We start from the raw sequence: 18,099 nt of genomic DNA on the forward strand, positions 1-18,099 counted from the left end.
GCACGGGTTTTTCACCCATAACAGCGCCGCAGCCAGCTTGAGACTCGCCGTACCATGGAGGACCGGAGCTTTGTACGAGCTCGGGAGGTTTTTAGTTTTTGGAGTTTAAGCATGTCTGATTCGGCAATTCAGAAGGTCGGCGAGCAGCCTCAAACATTACTCCCAAATTCTACATTTTACCGCAAAGGCGGCAAGCGCGTATTTGATCTGGCGCTGGCGTTCTTGATGCTGCCAGCCGTCGTGCCGATCATCGTCATCTTGGTCGTGGTGGTGTCCCGCAACGGGGGACAACCGCTGTTCGGCCACCGGCGTATCGGGCACCACGGCAAGGTGTTCAGGTGCTGGAAGCTGAGAACCATGGATGTCGATTCAAAGAGGAAACTTCGCAGACACCTTCGCGACAATCCCGACGCGGCGGCGGAATGGGACCGGGATCGCAAGCTGACGGACGATCCCCGCATCACCCGGCTCGGCCAATTCCTGCGGAGGACCAGCCTAGATGAACTGCCGCAGATCTGGAATGTCATCGTCGGCGAGATGAGCTTTGTCGGCCCGCGCCCGGTCGTCCGTTACGAACTGCACAAATACGGCCGGCATCGCCAGACCTACAAGTCGATGAAGCCCGGGATTACCGGGCTGTGGCAGGTTTCGGGGCGCAACGACCTCAGCTATGAGGATCGCGTTTATCTCGACTGGTGCTATTCCAAGATCATCTCGGCCAAGACCGACCTGAAACTGATCGCCCGAACGGTCATCTCCATCCTGCGCGCCACGGGTCGCTGATCAGATGGGGCGCGGGGCGCGGCGGCCCGCTCGTTCAGCCGGCATAGGCGTCGTACTCGCGTCTATTCAGCCACGACTTTTCTAGCGCCTCGGGCACGTTGCACAGCACCACCACAGGCCGATCCGATCCGACGCCCGCAAGGGTGGCAAGCGCTTCGCGCACTGCCGCGCGCGGGCTCTTGTTATAGGATGCGACGAAGACATGGCGATCCATCTGCGCCGCGATCCTGCGTCCGTCGGGCACCACCAGCAACGGCGGCGTATCAAACAGAACCACATCGTAGTGATCACGTAGCGCAACCACCAGGTCGCTGAAACGCGGTGATTCGAGCAGGTCGGCCGGATTGGCAGGGGACTGGCCGCTCGGCAGCAGGTCATAACCGGGACCGGCCAGTTTGACGGTGGCGAAGGCGTAATCCAGCTTGGTGGTGACAACGCCTTTCAGGCCGGGCGCGTCCGGCTTGATGTTCATGGATCGTGACAGCGCCCCGGTCCGCATGTCCGCGTCAACGACAAGCACCCGCTTGCCGATCATGGCCAGGCTGCGCGCCAGCGCATCTGTTACTGTCGACTTGCCTTCGTTCGGCAGGGCCGAGAAGACGCCAGCGGTAAACGGACCCCTGTCACCGACATTGGCTGTCAGAAGTTGCTGGCGCAGCGTCCGGATGGCTTCATGGAAAGGGCCGGTTGCAGTTTGCGCCGCCCGTCTGTCCTTGGCGCGCCTTCGGGCCAGCATGCCACCCTTGATCGCCGGTATCTGGATCACCGGCTCCGGTCCTGCCAGATTGGCAAGGTCCGAGGCACGCCGCACGCGGTCGTTGGCCGCGTCACGCAGCAGCACATAGGCGATGCCTGCGAACAGGCCCAGAAACAGCGCGACCACGACCGTGCGGCGCCGACCTTGTGCCGACGTCCTGTGCGGGAGTTCCGCGCGGGCCAGGATCTGGCCCCCGGCATCGCGCAATCCGGTTTGTACCGACAATTCCTTGAGGCGCGCCAAAGAGGCCGCATAGACCTGCGAGGTGGTGTCGAGATCGACCTCAAGCTGCCGCAGACCGACCTGATAGGCGCTTGCATCCGAGATCTGCGCCTCGATGGCGGCCCGGCTCTGCGTCAGGGCATCACGCAGACGACCCAGCCGCGCGCGTTCCGCCTCGGCCGCGCCGCGCAGCGCCTCTACGTCCGCGTCGAAGCTGCCCGCAGCGACCTGCCGGTTCACCGCCGCTCGTTCCAGCCGTTCCAATATGGCGCTGCCGTCGATCAGCCGGCGCAGCGCACCAAGCTGATCGGCTTCGGCAGTATCAAGCTGTCCGAGCAGCGTGGCGAGGTCATCCAGCGTGGCCTCGGTCGTCTCCAGTCGGGCGCGGACCGAGGCCGCCTCGGCGGCGAGCGCTTCGGCCGTCTGCGGGGTGATGCTCTGCTCACTGCCTCGGAACGCCTCCACAGCCTTCTGGTCTGCCTCGAGTTGCAGCCGCAACTCGCTCACCCGCTGTTCCAGCGCCTCGGCGGCGCGTTCGGTCTCATCCCGGCCCAGGCTGCGTTGGTAATCAAGATAGCCCTCGGCATAGGCATTCGCGATATCGGCCGACATCTGCGGATCGGTCGTCACCGCGCGGATGGACACTACGTTGGTGTTCTGCTCGGCGTTGATCTGAACCACATTGCCAAGCCAATCCAATGCGATCTGCCGCGCCTGTGCCTCCGAATAGACCTCGTCCTCCGGCAGGGCTTCTTCGGGGTCGAACCTGGAATCGACCAGCGGATCGGCGGTCAGGTTCAGGCGTTCGATCACCCGCGTCGCAAGCGTACGCGAGTCCAGAATGGTCAGCGCATTGGACAGAGCACCGGGCTCAAGCGCGAACCCGCCGGCGCTGTCGAATTCCACGATCTCAAGGTTGCCGCGGGTCAGCAGGATCTGCGCTTCGGCCGAGTAGATGTCATCGGATTGCAGCACCAGCGCAGCGGCGAGACCCGCCGACAAAGCGGCCGGCAGGATGATCGCGAGCTTGTTGCGCCACAACAGCCGCCACAGCGACACGATACCAATGGGGCTGCTTTCGGTCTCTGGGAACGCCCTGTAAGGCTCGCTGGGGGTGTATTGCATGTACCTGCCTTGTCATCGTTCCGTATCGTCCGTTCCGGGGTCTGCACCATCGGTCTTGCCGGGCAGGGCCAGTGCAGCACGTCGGCGGACCGGCAGCATGAGGCTACGGGTCTTTCGCTTTCGAGAAAAGGGTGAAGGTACGGCGTCCGCGCGCCGAAGCGCCTCGAAACGGGGTCAATAACCCAAGAAACGCGGTATTGCTGCAACGGTTTGCACCAAGCGGGCCGGATCGGACCGCCGGGATGACGGGACCGGGGCTAGCTCTTGCTTATATGTAAGGTAAATAGGAAAATGCTGTCGGACCGGCGATACGTGGTCTGGAAGCCTTCGACGGACACACCAAACGATGACACTTCCGAACTACATTTATGGAGGGCCGCCAAAGGCGGGGTCGTCTTGGATCTACGCCCTGCTCGACGCGCATCCGGACGTTTTCGTGCCCGAAGGGAAATATGTCCACTTCTTCACCGACTTCTACGACCGGGGCGTCGATTGGTACGAACAGGTTTATGCCAACGCCACGCCAAACTTCGTCGCGCGGTGTGATCTTACCACCGATTACATGTTCGTGCCCGAGGCTGCGGAGCGCATGGCGGAACTGGTCCCCGATGCACGCATCTTCTTTTCACTGCGCAACCCGATCGAACGCGACTGGTCGGCCTATCAGCACCTTTTGCGCACGGGGCAGGCCTATGGGCCGCTGGAAACCGAAATCGACAGCGCCCACCGCCTGCTGTCCAAATGCAGCGCCTATTCCGACGCCATAGAGCGGGCTTGGCGGCTGTTCGGGAAACAAAACACCCATATCCTCTGGTTCGATGACATCCGGGCCGATCCGCAGGCGGCGGCGGATTCCCTGCATGATTTCATGGGGGTCGCGCGTCGTGTCATCACGCCCGAAGACAGCAGCGCCCGCAATATTGCCCGCGCGGCGCGGTTTCGCCATCTGAACGGTCTGCTGAAACGCGGAGCAATCGCCATGCGGGCCGCCGGGTTCAGCCCGATGCTGGGCCGGCTGAAGGACAACTCGGTCGTCGACAAGGTGCTGTTCAGCCCGGAAAAGGTGCCGCATCTGCGGGACTCTCCGGAAGCCTGGGCTTTCCTTGCGCAACGGCATGAAGCCGAGATCTCGCGGCTCGAAACACTGCTGTCGTGCGATCTCTCGCACTGGCGCCGCAAGCCATGACGACACTGGCAGCATCGCGCCCGGAAGCCGATGTCTTCGGCGAGCTCAGTTGGCGGATATACGTGGCGGCGATGGCGCTTGGCTTCTTCGTCGCGTTCGAACCCGCGCCAACGGACATGGTCTTCATGGTCGCGGTTTTCGCCTTCGCCCTGTCCCGGCCGGTGCGCACACCGTTTCTGAGCGGAACCGCCGTGACCGGGATCCTGCTCTACCTCTTCTTTTCGATGCTGTCCCTGATCTACGTGGTCTACGTTCCGGCCTTGGCGACGCGCGCCGTGCTGATCGAATTCTACATGATCGGCCTGTTCGTCATGACCGCCTATTTCACGATGGTCCGCGGTGACCGGGCGTTCCTGACCATCCTGTTGGCCTTCACCTTCGGCGGCATCATCGCGTCCTTCGTGACGGTGGCTGCGCTGATGGGCCTGTTTCCGGATCCAGAGGCGGTCTATCGCGGCGACGGAAGATACCAGCTGCGCGTCAAGGCGACCTTCAAGGATCCGAACGTCTTCGGCCCCTATCTGGTGCCCTGCCTGCTTGTGATGCTCTGGACGGTGCTTGAATCGCCGCGCTGGCGAAAGCTGGCGCTCGTCGCGATCGGCTTTCTGGTTCTGTCGCTGATCTCGACGTATTCGCGCGGCGCGTGGGTCCATTTCGTAATCTCGCTGACCGCGTTCACCGCGGCGCTGCTGATCCAGCGCGAGACCTCGCGCCAGACGTTCATGGGCCTTGTCGGGTTGATCATTGGTGCGCTGGTGGTCGTGTTGCTGTTCCTCGATCAGATCACCGCCCGTCTGTCAGACACGTTCTTCGCTCAGCGCCTGACGCTGCAAAGCTACGATCAATCCCGTTTCGCCTTCGTTGCCGACGCGGCGCAGCTGATCGTGGAACATCCCTTCGGCATCGGACCCTATCAGGCGCGTTACAAGTTCGGCTATCTGCCACATAACACCTTTGTCGCCTTCGCGATGCACAATGGCATCCTCGCCTCTCTGGGGCTGGCGCTGATCTATGTGGCGGCCATGGCGCGCTGCATGACGAAGGTGTTCGCGCGGCGGCCGGGGTGGGTGAAATACGCGCTGATCCTGTCGGTCCTGCTCGGGCTTTCGGTGCTGATCCAGGTGGTCGGCGCGGGCCACTGGCGTCACCTCTACATCATCTGCGGAATGGCTTTCGGGAGCTATACCTCCAATCAATTGTTCCCGGCATCGCTTGGCGGTCGGAGCGCCCAAACCCCGCGCACCTCGCCCGCAGCCAGACCCGCTGGACGGCACGCCGAGCTTCCCGGATGAGGACTCTGGTTCTGGGAAGCGTGATGTCCGCGGGGCTCAAGGTGACGAGTGCCGGGCTGTCCTTTTTGATGTTCCTCTATCTGGCCCGCGTGTTGGGGGCCGAGGAATACGGACACTTCGCAACGATGTTCGCGCTCGGCACCATCGGGGCGATCACCGCGCTTTTCGGCCAGCACACGCTGAGCATCAAGACCTTGTCGGCGCTCGACGAAGGGCCCCAGGCGGCGCGCATCCGGCGGCGCAGCATGATGACCAGCTTCGCCATAACATTTGCCGGGGCCGGAGTGTTCGGGTTGCTGCTGGTAATCACCGCCGTAGGCGCCAAGGTGCTGGGGATCCCGATCCAATCGGGCTACCTGCTGGGCGCCGCGTCGCTTGTCCTGCCCTTCGCGCTGGCCGGGCTGGTGTCGCACCAGTACCGCGCTTTCGGCGCCATCGTCCGCGCTCTCGCACCGCGCGATGTCCTGTGGCGTGCGGCGGTGGTGCTGGCCTGTCTGGGTGCCGCCGCATGGCCATATCTGTTCGCCGACGCGCTGAGCGCGATGCTGGTGATCTCGTCCATGTTGATGCTGATCGTGATGTCGCAGCTTGCCCTGATGATCCGGCAGCACGGCCAGCTTTTCGCCGCCACACCGGCGCAGGACGCGCCCCCGGCAGCGATGCAATGGCGCGCCTCCGCCTGGATGTGGCTGGCCTCGCTGGGCACCGTGGGCGCCAGTTTGAACCTCACCGCAGCCACGCCCTTTCTGCCGGCCGATCAGATCGGTGCCTATTTCGCGGCCCAGAAGACCTCGCAATTGCTGCATCTGCCGATCATCGCGATCAACATCGCCGCGGCGCCCGTCTTCGCCCGGCTGCACGGCCGCAACGATGTCGGGGCCCTGCGCGCGGTCGGCCGCAAGCTGGCGCTGCTGATCGCCGTGCCGCTGTCGCTGGCGGCCCTGGCGGTCATCCTGCTGGCGCCAACGCTGTTGTCGCTGTTCGATCCGGCCTATGTCACCGCCGCAGGGGCGCTGACGATCCTCGCGGGCAGCTACCTGCTGATGGGGCTGGGCGGGCCGACCCGCCAACTCATGCTGATGAGCGACGGCGAACGTGACGTGGTGCGGCTGACCCTGCTGTCGGAAGCGGCCGGGCTGGCGCTGGTGCCGCTGTTGGTGCCGACGCTGGGGATCATCGGCGCCGCGCTGGCCGCGCTGGCGGCGCGCGCGATCTTCACCGTGACGACCGTGGTGTGGTGCCGCAGACACCTTGGGGTCGACACCTCGGTGCTGTCGCTTCTGCCCGGTGCCGGTGCGCGCTTGGGCTGATCGGGCTCAGCCCATGGCATAGCCGTAGCGTCCCGCGACCCGGCCACAGATGATCGCGGCCAGCCGCCGGTCCATCGCCGACACCGCGTTCTGCCACGCGGTGTCGGGACGCAGCCTTACTTCGCCCAGCTCGAAACGCGACGGGTTGCCGCTGATCGAATGCTGGGCCTGCACCACCGCGTCGCGTCTGCCGTTCCCACCTGCGTCGGCGGGTTGCTCGAACAGCCGTCCCGCACCATCAAGCAGCGCGCGGCGCCAGTCTGCGGCAAAGTCTTCGTAACGGACCCGGAAATAGGCGTCCGGGGCCAGCCCGCTAAACCGGTTGCAGCGCGAATTGACAACCGCCCACTGGGTGAGCGACCTGAGCGACGAATATCGCGGGAACTGCTTGCCGCCGCCGCTGTCCTCGCGCGCCTTGACCTTCTTCCACGAATGCAGAACCGCACGCGGGTCGCGCACGAGATGCAGGAACACCACGTCAAACGGCCGGTCGGGATACAGCATGTTCACCGCGTAGAACGGGCTTTTCGAGGCATCGACAAGAACCCTTGCGCCGGCGCTTTCGAAGCCCGCGGCGTAAAGCCCCATCAGCGCGTCGAGGTCAGGGCGGTTGCGATCGAAATAAGACTTCATGGCGCGGGTGCTGTGCAGCGCCGGAATCTGTGCAGGCCGTGCGCCGCTGCCGATGCGCCGGGTCAACGCGCTGGCCTGCTCTGCCGAAAGGTCGCCAAGCCGGGATGCCCCGAACGGCAGATCCGGCCACCATGGACAGGCGTCGAAGGGCGCGCCGCAACCGCAGATGCCGTTCTCCAGCACCCCGCGGTCGAAAAGGTAGCGCACTTCGCCCAACGAAGCGCCGCCGTCCAGCGAGCCCAGGATATTGGCCAGGATCGAACTTCCACTGCGGCCCCAGCCGAGGATGTAGACCAGCGTCGGGCGCAAATCCGGCGAAAAGGTCATGGGCGCTGCGGTGGTCATTGACGCTCCGGTCGGTGGACGGCGGGCGGCTGACAGACCCGCGCGCTTCGATTTCGAATGACGTATCTCAAGCTCTGATGGACGATCCGCGCCCGGTCAAGCCCCGCCGTGAGACGGCCCTGTCGGGCGCCGCCAAGGCGGGCACGATGGGGCCATTCGCGCCGTCAAGCCCGCTGCACGGGCGAAGCGACTGGACAAACCGCGCGAAAGACAGGCAGTCTGGCCCGGGTCGGTCGCGGCCCGACCGGATAGCGCGCAGGGCATCGGAGCATGGCAATGGCATCATCGAGACGGGTCATCGGTCGCGCATCCGCAGGCGCGATGGTCGCATTGGCGCTGGCTGCCCTGACGGTCCTCGGCCCGCATTCGGCATCGGCGGATGCGTACAGGCTCGCCGCCGGTGACAAGGTGCGCGCGCTGATCATCGGGGTCGATAACGAAACCTACGTGGCGACGGTCGACTCCACCGGCAACATCCGCTTGCCCTATCTCGGCGTGCACGAAGCCGCCGGCAAAACCTTGGACGAACTGACCCGTGACATCGCGGTGGGCACCGCCGGCCGGCGTATCCGACAGGTGCGGGACAACGTCGACACGTTCATCGTGCTCGACGATGGCGACGTCTTCCTCGACGTGGAAACCTATCGCCCCGTGACGGTCATCGGCCTTGTGGCATCCCCCGGGCAAACCTCCTTCGCGCCGGGGATGAGCGCGCGCGCCGCCATAGGCTCGGCCGGGGGCGCGAAACTGCTTGGCGATCTCGACGGCTCCGATCGGCTTGCCGACTGGCGCACACGGCAATCCGAACTGCGCCAGACCGAGGCCTGGCTGCTGGCCGATCTCTGGCGGATCGAGGCGCTTCTGACCGCCGAAACCGGGGATGCCCCGCCCGAGGATTTCGCGGCAACGCTGACCGACCGGCTGACGGACGCCGACCTCGAACTGGTGCGCAACCGGATCCAGAACGCCCGCGACCAGCTTGCCCGCCAGCGCGACGACATCGACGCCCGCATGGAACTGACCCGCAGGCGCATCGAGTTCCTGCAGACCGCCATGAGCCAATTCCAGACCGCCTCCGACATCGAGGAGCAGCGGTTGCAGGACGTCCTGAAGCTGTCTGCCCGCGGGCTGGCCACGGCAAACGTGCTGGATAACGCGCGGGAAGGCGCGCTCAACGCATCGTCGCGGCTGCTGACGACACAGGCCGATCTGGCCGCGGCCGAGCGGGACCTGCAATCCCTGTCGCTCGCCAAACGGGGACTGGACGAGGTATCCGACGCGCGTCTGCTGGAAGAACAGTCCCGCGCCGAACGGAAACTGGCCGAGACCCGCGCGCGCCTGTCCAGCCTCAGGCAGGAACTGGCGCTGGGTGCGGTGACGGACCAGGGCCCGACCACGACCGAGGTGCGCATTCTTCTGCACCGCCGGATCGACGGCGAAGAAGTCAGCCGTGAGATCGCGCCAAGCGCGCTGTTACAGCCCGGCGATGTGATCGAGGTCGTCCTCGTTTCCGAATAGGCGCTCGCTGCCGACGTTTCCTGTCACAACGGGCAGTCGCGCGGATCCTGCCGGGTCTCGTTGCCCTCTTCCGACGCACCGATGCGGTTCCAGACCGCGCCGCCCGAATTCACGATCAGGTTGTCGCGCACCGTGAACCGCTGCGCGAAGTCGCCGATCCCACCCAGCCGCACCGCATCGCGCCGGACACGGCACAGGCAGTTCTGCGCAATGGTGACGTCGGCAAACAGCCCCTTTTGGCTGTCGTCCCGGTGGCGGTAGGCGTGAATGCCGTATTTTTCCACGTTGACCACCAGATTGTCGGTGATCGTGATGTCATGCAGGTTCGGGTGCAGAGGGTCGCGGTCGGATTCGCGGGCCAGCACGATACCGCTGCGCGCGCCGAAGACGGCGTTTCGGGTGACATCGATATTGGCCACCCGGCGGCTCCCAGTGTCGAGGTAGATGCCGTGCCGCTCGACGGCGTAAACGACGTTGTCCTCGACCACGCCGTTCTTCGCCCCGGCCTTGACGTCGATGCCGTATTGCCGCGTGTCGTGGATATAATTGTTCCGGATGACAAACCCGTCGACCCCGGCCCCGAGCGAGATCGCCTCGTTCCTGCCGGCAGGCTCGTTGGTACGGGTGATGCGATTGCCCTCGATCAGGACGTCGAACAGCCGATATTCATCCACCCCGCTGAGAAAGCGCATCGGCAGGCCCGCCGCGTAGACAGCGGAATTGCCGGTATTCGCGATGTCGTTATCCAGAACGCGGATGCCACGTTCGCCCTCGGCGGTCCCCTCGACAAAGACACCGTCACGCGGCGCGTTCCGCAACCTGAAGCCCGCGACGGTGACATGGCTGGCCTCGCGCACGGCGATGAGCCCGCGGACCTTGTTTCCTGCGCCGTCGATCTCGGCCATCCCGTCACCGTCGCCGTTGCCGACAAGGACGATCGGTGCCTGTGCGGTGCCGGAGACGCGGATCTCCACCGGGGCGTATCGGCCCGGCAGGACCTCGATGCGGTCACCGGGCTTGGCCTGATCCACGGCCTGCTGGATGTCGCGGAACGGACGCTCCCGCGTGCCGTCGCCCTCGGCCGTGGCGGTCGATGACACGAAGACCCGCCGCAGCGGTTCAGGGTCCGATGTGCGTTCCGACCGGACCATGCGGTCAAGCAGGATCGACACCTGCGTGTCGCGATCCATCTCGTCGGCGCGCAGGGCCGTAAGCGTATCCAGACACCACGATCCCGCACCGCCTGCCGCCATGCTGGCAGACCCGACTGAACCGAGGCACAGGGCCATCGCCAGAACCCTCGCGGCGGTGCTGTGTGATACTGATCGCATTTGGGCAGGTCCTGTCCAGCAATCCCTACCCCTATCGCAGTCGCACAGATCGCCGGCACCTGTCCAGCTTCGGATCATGTCACGTACATGGACGTGGCTTGACCTGTTGGCCTCGTCGCCGATTGTGTATCAAGCTATACAACCGGCCCCAGACATGGCCGCCAGACCCTGTCAGGAGTTCAGGTCGCCAGTCATGCCCCCCGTTCTCGACACATCCCGAAGCCGCGCGCCCGGCAGCATCCGGCCCGAAGGCAGCGCTCACGCCGCATTGAAGATCGCCCTGATCCTCGAACCCTCGGGCGGTGGGTCGGGACGGCACGTGCTGGATCTGGCCGAGGGGCTTGTCGCACGCGGCCACGCGGTCACCGTGATCTGGTCGCCGGTGCGCGCGCAGGACGATTTTCGGTTGCGTCTCGGTGCTCTTCAGGGGGCGCAGGCCCATGAGCTTCAGATGCACCGGTCCGTCGCCGCCCACGATGTGACAAGCTTGCGCGGCCTCGCGACCCTGCTGCGAAAACTAGGTCCGTTCGACGTGCTGCATGGCCACAGTTCGAAGGCGGGGGCACTCGTCAGGATGTTGCCACGCGGGATTCCCGGCCTGCGGATCTATACACCGCACGCCTTTCGCACGATGGACCCGACCATGGGGCCTGTGTCCCGGCGCATCTACGGCGCGATCGAACGGATTCTCGCACCGCGCGCTGACCGGATCATCGCCGTCAGCGCGGCGGAACACGCCCACGCGCTGCGCCTCGGCATCGCCAAGCGGCGCATGACGCAGGTGGTGAACGGGGCCGCGCTGCCGAACGGCGTAACCCGGCAAGCGGCGCGCGCCGAACTGGCCGCGTCCGACGAGGTGATACTGGGCTTCATCGGACGGCTGGACGACCAGAAGGACCCACTGCGCTTCGTCGATGCGGTCTTGCGCGTCAGGGCACGGGTTCCTGCGGTCCGGGGCGTGGTCATCGGCGACGGCCCCTTGCGCCGCGCGGTCGAGGACGCGGCCGATCCTCAGGCCGTTCGGTGCCTCGGATGGCGCGACGGGCCGGCGCTGTTCCCCGGTCTCGACATCTTCTGCATGTGCAGCCGCTACGAGGCCATGCCCTACACCCTGCTCGAAGCCCTGCACGCCGGCGTTCCGGTCGTAACCACCGCCGTCGGGGGCACGCAGGAAACGGTGATCGATGGCAAAAACGGGTTTGTCCTGCCGGTGGATTGCAGTGCGGCCGACTTTTCCGAGAAGCTGGCGATGCTGGCGGCGGATGCCCCGCGCCGCGCCGCGTTTGGTGAAGCGGCCCGCCAACTCGCGCGTCATCGCACGGTCGATGACATGGTCGAGGCGACGCTCGCCGTCTATGTCGCGGCCGGCGATCCGGACACTTAGCCGCCGCCCACTCCGATCCGCTGTCTAAGCGGGATAGTCAGCGCCGACCGGTCACCGCGCCCGCGCGGCATTCACCCGGCGGCAGATGCAGCCTGTCCCAGCCGAGATCGGCAAAGCAGGGCCCTTGGGCCACCTCGGCGAAATGAACACGGCCACGCTCCCACTCCAGAAGCTGCGGCTGGTTCCTGTCGTCCAGCACAAGGTCCCACAACAGGAACCGCGCGAGGGGATAGGCCGCATGCAGCCGGCGGGCTGCGGCCAGTGTCTCCCCAAGGTCGGGCAGGGCGACGTTGGCGAAGGCCGGTCCGCCGTCGGGGTGTGCCGTGACACGCTGCCAGCCCGAGGTGAAGCCCTGATCGTCCAGCGCGCTTCGCCGCCAGTCCACGGCCACGCGGATTTGGTCGGAGGCACGGTTGTGCGCGTCCCCGCGCCGCCCCAGCTTGAGATAGCAGCAGCGCACCGCCGGCACACCGTCCCGCGCGATCACCGTGCCGATCCGAAGCGTCGGCAGCGCAGTCAGGCCGAACACGTCGAAGGCAGGATGGGGCGCGATCCGCGGTTGAAGAACGCCATTTCCAAGGCTGGCCAAAGTCGCCGGTGTCAGCGCATCGGCCGAGAAACTGCGCGTGCCCATGCCGGAGTGCGACCCGTCCGACTTGAAGACGAACTCCTTGCCAGCCGCGCGAAGAACACCGCTCGCCGCTTCAGCGGTCAGGACCTGCTCGGACGCGTCGAAGATCAGGCCGTTCAGGAAATAGACAAGGTCGGGCACGGTCGGATCGTTCAACAGGCGACTGGCAAGCGCCCGCGTCTCGGTCACGTCCGCCGCGGCCCCGTTCACGACAGGGGCCACCGTCGCATCGAAATAGCCCACCGGCAGCCAGCCATCGCGATAGGTGCCTGCAACGGCGGCATAGGCCATCAGCCACCTTGCGTGGCGCGGGTGTCCCAGCCTCTCGATCGCATCTTCGCGCGCACGGCGGTGCAGGGTAGGGGACAACCGGCCCAGTTGGGCCTCGAAGGCAGACAGCGCGCGCATGGCCGCGCGCCGGTCGCGATGCCGATGCACCGCGCGTCGCGCCCGGGCTATCAGGCGAACGCTCAGGGCCCGCCCGTCAGCCATCGTGGCGCGCCTTCGCCGCGCGCGGGGCAAACAGAAGCCGGCACGCCACCACCGCTGCGGCCAGCTGCGTCGCCAGCCCCGCCATCAGCGCCCAGGCCGCACCGGGCGAACCGAACGCCGGGATCAGCAGTACCGCGGCCAGCGCGGCGGCCACAAAGGCGACCGCCGCCACCACCAACCGCACCCGGAAGGCATGGGCCGAGGCGATCACGGTCATCAGCGGCGCCGAAAGCAGCCCGAAGGATGAGGCCCCGACGATGATGGTCAGCAACTCGCGGTCGGCATACTCCGGCCCATAGAACAGGGTCAGCACCGGCGTGCCCAGAAACCACGCCACGGCCAGCGCCACCACGGCCAGACCGGCCGAGAACAGCAGCAGCCGGCGCGTCAGCCGCCAGAACGCGCGGCGCTCGCCCGACCGGAAGTGCCGGCGCAGGCGCGCGGCCGAGGCGTTGTGAACCCCGGTGGCCAGCATCGAAAGCCCGGTATGGACATAGGCCAGCGCACCGAAAAGCCCGACCGCCGCGAGGCCCGCCTCATGCTCCAGCACGACGGGCGGCGCGCTGGCGACAGCGCGGCCCAGCCACAACGCAACCCCCAGCGGCAGCGTCCAGATTATCAGCCGCGCCAGACGTGACAGGCGGACGCGCGCCAGATCGGCGCGTGTGACCCGGATGCCGACCCGCGCCAGCAGCGCCCGGTCAACGAAAAGATACACCGCCAGCGCCGACAGCGCCTCGATGCAGAGGGCGAGGGCAAGCGTGCCGGTCTGCCAATACACCAGCGCGAAAATCGCGAAGCCCAAGGTGCAGCGCACCGCGATCGACAGCGCCACGAGGTCGAGTCTCTCGACCCGCTGGAACATCGCGTGGGTCAGCCCGGCCTGCGACCAGAAGAACCGCAGGATCGCGTAGGCCACGATGGTCGCCTGCGTACTCAGCCCCTCCTGACCATAGACAAACCCCGCCAGACCCGCCGACAGAAGCACCGCGACGCCGCCACCAAGCCCGCGCAGCGCCACGTAATCCGCGTTCGAAAACCCGTCCAGATCATCGACCGTGTGCGCATCGCGCATCCCGAGCGACGTCAGGAAGAACAACGGCACGACGATCGCGGCGGCCAACGTCAGCGTGCCAAGCTCTTCAAGACTGCCAAGCCGGGCGACCAGCGCGATGACCGCGAACTGGGCCAGCGCCTGATAGACGCGGGCGATGCTCGAATATCCCAGGTTGCGGCGCAGCGACGGACGTCGCGATGGTCGGTCTCCCCGGGCCGGTGAGACTTCCGTTGCCATCAGCGCGCGGTCCCGGGCCTGACACGTCCGTCGGCGGCCGCGGCCGCGGCCACGCGGCGGCGCAACATGCCGTCATAGATGTCCATCAGCCCGCTCAGGTGCGCCTGCGGCGAGAACATGCGCGCTAGTTCGTCGGTCTCAAAGGGCCCGATGGTCTGAAGATCGCGCAGGGCCTGGGCAAGGCTCTCTGCGTCTGGCGCGTCGTAGATAATGCCCGATTCGCCATGCCGGACGGTCTCGGAGGCGGCCGACCAGCGTCCGCACACCACCGGAATGCCACGCAACTGCGCTTCGACGGGAACGAGCGGCTGGCACTCGTACCAGATGCTTGGAAAGACCACCGCGCGGGCCCGCGAAAGATGGTGCTGCACCTCTTCCTCCGGCAGCCATCCGGTGATTTCCGCGTCCGGCAGGATCTTGCGGATCTTCGGCGCATCCAGTCCGTCGCCGACGAAGGTCGCGGGAAAGCCGGTCATGCGGCACGCCTCGGCAAAGATGGTGGCGCCTTTTTCGGGCGACAGCCGGCCCACGAACGTGAGCCGCTCGTTTGACTGGAAATCCACCCGAGGCCCCCCTGCCGAGACCGGATTCGGCAATGGATGCAGCCGGGTCTCCGGGTTGAAGAACGGCTCCATCACCCGGCGCTGGGTCTCGGACAGAAAGACCACGTCCCGCAACCCAGCCGGAAGATGCCCGAAAGACCTTGCCACCACTGTGCGCATGACGCGCCATATCTTGTGGGAATAGCGGCGCATATCGCAATTCGTGGTGCAGCAAGCCGTGCTCAGGGGCGTAAGCCCGCAGATCTTGCTGGTCTGGTAGTTCAGGAACCCGCCGTTCGGACAGGCCAGAAAATATTCGTGCATCGTGTACAGAGTAGCAAAGCCCGACTTGGTCAGCGCGGGCCCGATCGACGGAGACAGCGCCTTGGCCCAGCCGTGGCAATGCAGCACCGTTGTGTCCGGCGACAGGTCCGCCATGACCTCGCGCAGCCGGCGCAGCGCCCTGCGATTCCACAGCCCCATGGCCGCCGCGCGACTGCGGATCGTGTCATCCAGGATCAGGTTCTGGTTCAGGCAGACGGTGGAAATCCGTGGGTGATCCAACGTCGCGCTGATCGGTCCGCTCGCGGCAAAAAAAACCACGTCAATTCCAGCCTCCGCCAGAATGCGCGCGCTGTCGATGGCGACCTTGGCCTGGCCTCCGTTCATGGCAGCAAAATCGCCAACGATGACAACGGTTTTCAATTGCGTTTCAGTGCTCACGAAAATCACTTAATAATGTTGGTCGTTTTCTAGCGACAATTGTGCGCTTCCGCGCGCTTGACACAACAGTTAATAAATACCGTCCTATGGATCATGGCGCACTCCGCAAGAATTCGGGCCTCTTCGGCATGGGGATGACTCCTGTCGAAAAGGCGGATCTGAAGGGCAAGGTCGATCAGTTTCTGGTCGATCGTCTGCCCGATGGTGGCGGACCGCTTCAGCGGGTCATGGTGACGCCCCGGCTGACCTGGAACCGCTTCGATCTGGCGTTCAAGCTCGCGTATCTCCGCGCGCTCGGCGGCCCGACCGAGGCGTTCGCCAAGCGCCTCTACGATGCCCATATTCTTGCCTTTTCGCTCGGTCGCCCGCACGAGCCGGGCAATGACGGCAAGGTCGGGCTGGATCGGTTCCGCGCGGATTTCCGGACCATTGCCGAGAGCCTGCGGAAGGAAGGCTTTGATCCGGCGCGCAGCCTCGTTCCGCTGGCCCGCGACGGCAGCCCGCTGAATGGTGCCCATCGTGTCAGCGCCGCGATGGCGCTGGGCCGGCCGGTGGCCGCGGTCAAGACCGATCTGGACCCGGAGATCTTCGACCAGAGGTTCTTCCGCGCGCGCGGTGTGCCCGAACCGTTTCTCCTTGCCGCCGCGCTCTGCGCCGCCGAAGTCTCGCCGGATGCCGTCGTGACCGTGACGACCAGCGCACGCCGTACCACGTCTGAGCAGCGGCCGCTCTACAGCCGGTGGGTCACACTGACACCGCAGGGCGTCCGCAATCTTGGTCTGCAACTCGCACCCGAGGATGTCACCCCGCCTTCACTCGAAAACGGCCAGCAATGGCCGGGCCGCGTCCGTGTCGATCTCTGGGCGGCGAAAGGCGACATCGGCGATGGCGCCGGAACGGACCTGTGCGCAAGCCGCACGCCCGGGGCGGCGTTGGCACTCGCGCGGCTTCTGTTCGTTCCGAACTCGCTACATCACCTGATTGCTGTTCCCCTCCGTGCCGATGACCGGGTCTGGAGCCTTGCACGTGACGCCCAGCCCGACCCGTCAGGCCACTTCGCCTTCGACATGGACATGGTGCTTGCAGCCTATGGTATTTGCGATGCGCCCCGGATGGTGTATCGCGGCGACCGGCCTTCGCAGGCCGGTCCCGCTGCCGAAAGGTGCACGATCCCCCACGCCGTGCCCGAGGGCGAACTGCTCGGTGATCCGCGCCATCATTTCTTTGCTTTCGGACGTCGCTTCGTGGCGCTTCGCCTGGTGGCCGACACACTCGAACGGCAGGGCGATCCGGCCTTCGTGCCGGTACTGGCAGCCGCGCGCCAGCTGTGCGAACCGCCGCCAGAGCCACTGGCCGACCTGCCCAAGACACGGCTGCGCTACCACCGGTTCCGGGCGGCGCTGATCGCCCTCGTTTTCCGGTTCGGGGTCGGCGAACGGCTGCGGCGCCTGTATCGCAGGATGCGGCGCTGAGTGCCCCTCCGCCATCGCCCGGAACATGGCCCCGGCCTTCAACCTGCTTTGCGATGGCGGGCAGTCATGCCTACAGTCGGGGCATGAAAAGGGATACCGAGGGGCCCGTATTCAGGTGGTCCGCGCGATGAAACAGGGGCAGTCCGCTCCAGATGCCTATGCAGCGCCCACATCCTTGGTCGTTGCCTTCGCCACAAGCGGCCGGCCGGATATCCTGCGCCGCACAGTCGCGCTCATCGGCACCCAGACCCGCACGCCCGATCGTGTCATCATCAGCGCAATCACCCCCGACGATTGCGCCGGCGTCTCGGTCCCGGGGGTGCCGCTGGACATCATCACCGAAGGGCGCGGCCTGACCCAGCAACGCAATTGCGTCCGCGCGCGGCTGAGCCCACAGGATATCGTGGTGTTTCTGGACGACGATTTCGTTCCTTGTCCGGATTTCCTCGAAACGGTCTGGGAGGTGTTCCAGAGCCAACCAGGGGTGGTCATGGTCACCGGCACGGTTCTTCTTGACGGCATCCATGGTCCGGGTCTCGGCTTCGATGCCGCCTTGGCGCGCGTGCGGGCGGCACGCGATCCCACAGCAAGCACGCTCGAGGATGTCTACAACGGCTATGGCTGCAACATGGCCATCCGCGCCGCGCCCATGCTCAAGCACGACATCCTGTTCGACGAGGCCCTGCCGCTTTACGGATGGTTGGAGGACGTCGATTTCAGCCGACGGATGGCGCCGTTCGGCAGAATTGTCCGCGCGTCCGACGCGTGTGGCGTTCATCTCGGCATAAAATCGGGGCGCACCTCGGGGGTTCGCCTTGGGTATTCGCAGATCGTCAATCCCTATTACCTCTACCGGAAGGGCTCCATCACCCCAACCTTCGGGCTGCGTCTGGCGTCCAAGAATATTGTGGCCAACTGCGTGAAATCAGCCGTCCCCGAGCCGTACATCGACAGGTTGGGCCGTCTGAAGGGCAATATCCGCGGCCTGCGCGACATGTTCGCGGGGCGGGCCGATCCAAGGCGTATTACTGAATTCTGACAGCTGACGCCCATGCCTGA

14 protein-coding genes are annotated in these 18,099 nt (G+C 65.7%); 8 read left to right on the top strand and 6 right to left on the bottom strand.

Translation table 11 applies throughout. The annotated features are described in order from the left end of the window. Window positions 1–54 precede the first annotated feature (54 nt). Entirely contained in the window at window positions 55–783 is a 729-nt protein-coding gene (locus AC04PT_RS15805; protein WP_482874689.1) for a sugar transferase, read from the top strand. Between the two features lie 34 nt (window positions 784–817). On the opposite strand, the gene AC04PT_RS15810 is transcribed toward AC04PT_RS15805, so the two are convergent. Then, a complete protein-coding gene (locus AC04PT_RS15810) occupies window positions 818–2,887 on the bottom strand; it encodes a GumC family protein (protein ID WP_482874690.1) in 2,070 nt (689 codons plus the stop codon). 346 nt (window positions 2,888–3,233) lie between these two features. Here AC04PT_RS15810 and AC04PT_RS15815 point away from each other — a divergent pair, with 346 nt between their 5' ends. The 3 genes from AC04PT_RS15815 to AC04PT_RS15825 are packed head-to-tail and all read left to right on the top strand — an operon-like array spanning window position 3,234 to window position 6,675. Further along, window positions 3,234–4,073 (top strand): sulfotransferase family protein, encoded by an 840-nt coding sequence (locus AC04PT_RS15815; protein WP_482874691.1) that lies wholly within the window; start codon window positions 3,234–3,236, stop codon window positions 4,071–4,073. Then, a complete protein-coding gene (locus AC04PT_RS15820) occupies window positions 4,070–5,365 on the top strand; it encodes an O-antigen ligase family protein (RefSeq protein ID WP_482874692.1) in 1,296 nt (431 codons plus the stop codon). Before AC04PT_RS15815 ends, AC04PT_RS15820 begins: the two co-directional genes overlap by 4 nt. Next, window positions 5,362–6,675 (top strand): lipopolysaccharide biosynthesis protein, encoded by a 1,314-nt coding sequence (locus tag AC04PT_RS15825; RefSeq protein WP_482874693.1) that lies wholly within the window; start codon window positions 5,362–5,364, stop codon window positions 6,673–6,675. The genes AC04PT_RS15820 and AC04PT_RS15825 overlap by 4 nt, the downstream gene beginning before the upstream one ends. 6 nt (window positions 6,676–6,681) lie before the next feature. On the opposite strand, the gene AC04PT_RS15830 is transcribed toward AC04PT_RS15825, so the two are convergent. After that, a complete protein-coding gene (locus tag AC04PT_RS15830) occupies window positions 6,682–7,653 on the bottom strand; it encodes a sulfotransferase (protein ID WP_482874694.1) in 972 nt (323 codons plus the stop codon). A gap of 276 nt (window positions 7,654–7,929) precedes the next feature. Here AC04PT_RS15830 and AC04PT_RS15835 point away from each other — a divergent pair, with 276 nt between their 5' ends. Further along, complete coding sequence (locus AC04PT_RS15835) at window positions 7,930–9,171, top strand: polysaccharide biosynthesis/export family protein (protein ID WP_482874695.1); 1,242 nt, start codon at window positions 7,930–7,932, stop codon at window positions 9,169–9,171. A 23-nt stretch (window positions 9,172–9,194) separates the two neighbouring features. On the opposite strand, the gene AC04PT_RS15840 is transcribed toward AC04PT_RS15835, so the two are convergent. Then, entirely contained in the window at window positions 9,195–10,502 is a 1,308-nt protein-coding gene (locus tag AC04PT_RS15840; RefSeq protein WP_482874696.1) for a right-handed parallel beta-helix repeat-containing protein, read from the bottom strand. A gap of 193 nt (window positions 10,503–10,695) precedes the next feature. Here AC04PT_RS15840 and AC04PT_RS15845 point away from each other — a divergent pair, with 193 nt between their 5' ends. Beyond that, complete coding sequence (locus AC04PT_RS15845; RefSeq protein ID WP_482874697.1) at window positions 10,696–11,886, top strand: glycosyltransferase; 1,191 nt, start codon at window positions 10,696–10,698, stop codon at window positions 11,884–11,886. A 37-nt stretch (window positions 11,887–11,923) separates the two neighbouring features. On the opposite strand, the gene AC04PT_RS15850 is transcribed toward AC04PT_RS15845, so the two are convergent. The 3 genes from AC04PT_RS15850 to AC04PT_RS15860 are packed head-to-tail and all read right to left on the bottom strand — an operon-like array spanning window position 11,924 to window position 15,514. Further along, a complete protein-coding gene (locus AC04PT_RS15850) occupies window positions 11,924–13,009 on the bottom strand; it encodes a sugar-transfer associated ATP-grasp domain-containing protein (RefSeq protein WP_482874698.1) in 1,086 nt (361 codons plus the stop codon). Next, the gene (locus AC04PT_RS15855) at window positions 13,002–14,303 is read right to left on the bottom strand and encodes a lipopolysaccharide biosynthesis protein (RefSeq protein ID WP_482874699.1); all 1,302 of its coding nucleotides are present in this window, start codon (window positions 14,301–14,303) and stop codon (window positions 13,002–13,004) included. Before AC04PT_RS15855 ends, AC04PT_RS15850 begins: the two co-directional genes overlap by 8 nt. Then, window positions 14,303–15,514, bottom strand: coding sequence for a glycosyltransferase family 4 protein (locus AC04PT_RS15860; protein ID WP_482874700.1), 1,212 nt, complete (start codon window positions 15,512–15,514; stop codon window positions 14,303–14,305). Before AC04PT_RS15860 ends, AC04PT_RS15855 begins: the two co-directional genes overlap by 1 nt. Window positions 15,515–15,654: 140 nt before the next feature. Here AC04PT_RS15860 and AC04PT_RS15865 point away from each other — a divergent pair, with 140 nt between their 5' ends. Continuing rightward, a complete protein-coding gene (locus tag AC04PT_RS15865; RefSeq protein WP_482874701.1) occupies window positions 15,655–17,040 on the top strand; it encodes a hypothetical protein in 1,386 nt (461 codons plus the stop codon). 25 nt (window positions 17,041–17,065) lie between these two features. Continuing rightward, a complete protein-coding gene (locus tag AC04PT_RS15870; RefSeq protein WP_482874702.1) occupies window positions 17,066–18,079 on the top strand; it encodes a glycosyltransferase family 2 protein in 1,014 nt (337 codons plus the stop codon). Window positions 18,080–18,099: the final 20 nt, after the last annotated feature.

The sequence above is a fragment of the Litorisediminivivens sp. KMU-197 genome, assembly GCF_056858395.1.

Excerpts from the sequence above, each read along its gene's own strand:
- AC04PT_RS15805 (WP_482874689.1), top strand. The coding sequence starts at position 55 with ATGGAGGACCGGAGCTTTGTACGAGCTCGGGAGGTTTTTAGTTTTTGG.
- AC04PT_RS15810 (WP_482874690.1), bottom strand. The coding sequence starts at position 2,887 with ATGCAATACACCCCCAGCGAGCCTTACAGGGCGTTCCCAGAGACCGAA.
- AC04PT_RS15815 (WP_482874691.1), top strand. The coding sequence starts at position 3,234 with ATGACACTTCCGAACTACATTTATGGAGGGCCGCCAAAGGCGGGGTCG.
- AC04PT_RS15820 (WP_482874692.1), top strand. The coding sequence starts at position 4,070 with ATGACGACACTGGCAGCATCGCGCCCGGAAGCCGATGTCTTCGGCGAG.
- AC04PT_RS15825 (WP_482874693.1), top strand. The coding sequence starts at position 5,362 with ATGAGGACTCTGGTTCTGGGAAGCGTGATGTCCGCGGGGCTCAAGGTG.
- AC04PT_RS15830 (WP_482874694.1), bottom strand. The coding sequence starts at position 7,653 with ATGACCACCGCAGCGCCCATGACCTTTTCGCCGGATTTGCGCCCGACG.
- AC04PT_RS15835 (WP_482874695.1), top strand. The coding sequence starts at position 7,930 with ATGGCATCATCGAGACGGGTCATCGGTCGCGCATCCGCAGGCGCGATG.
- AC04PT_RS15840 (WP_482874696.1), bottom strand. The coding sequence starts at position 10,502 with ATGCGATCAGTATCACACAGCACCGCCGCGAGGGTTCTGGCGATGGCC.
- AC04PT_RS15845 (WP_482874697.1), top strand. The coding sequence starts at position 10,696 with ATGCCCCCCGTTCTCGACACATCCCGAAGCCGCGCGCCCGGCAGCATC.
- AC04PT_RS15850 (WP_482874698.1), bottom strand. The coding sequence starts at position 13,009 with ATGGCTGACGGGCGGGCCCTGAGCGTTCGCCTGATAGCCCGGGCGCGA.
- AC04PT_RS15855 (WP_482874699.1), bottom strand. The coding sequence starts at position 14,303 with ATGGCAACGGAAGTCTCACCGGCCCGGGGAGACCGACCATCGCGACGT.
- AC04PT_RS15860 (WP_482874700.1), bottom strand. The coding sequence starts at position 15,514 with ATGAACGGAGGCCAGGCCAAGGTCGCCATCGACAGCGCGCGCATTCTG.
- AC04PT_RS15865 (WP_482874701.1), top strand. The coding sequence starts at position 15,655 with ATGGATCATGGCGCACTCCGCAAGAATTCGGGCCTCTTCGGCATGGGG.
- AC04PT_RS15870 (WP_482874702.1), top strand. The coding sequence starts at position 17,066 with ATGGCCCCGGCCTTCAACCTGCTTTGCGATGGCGGGCAGTCATGCCTA.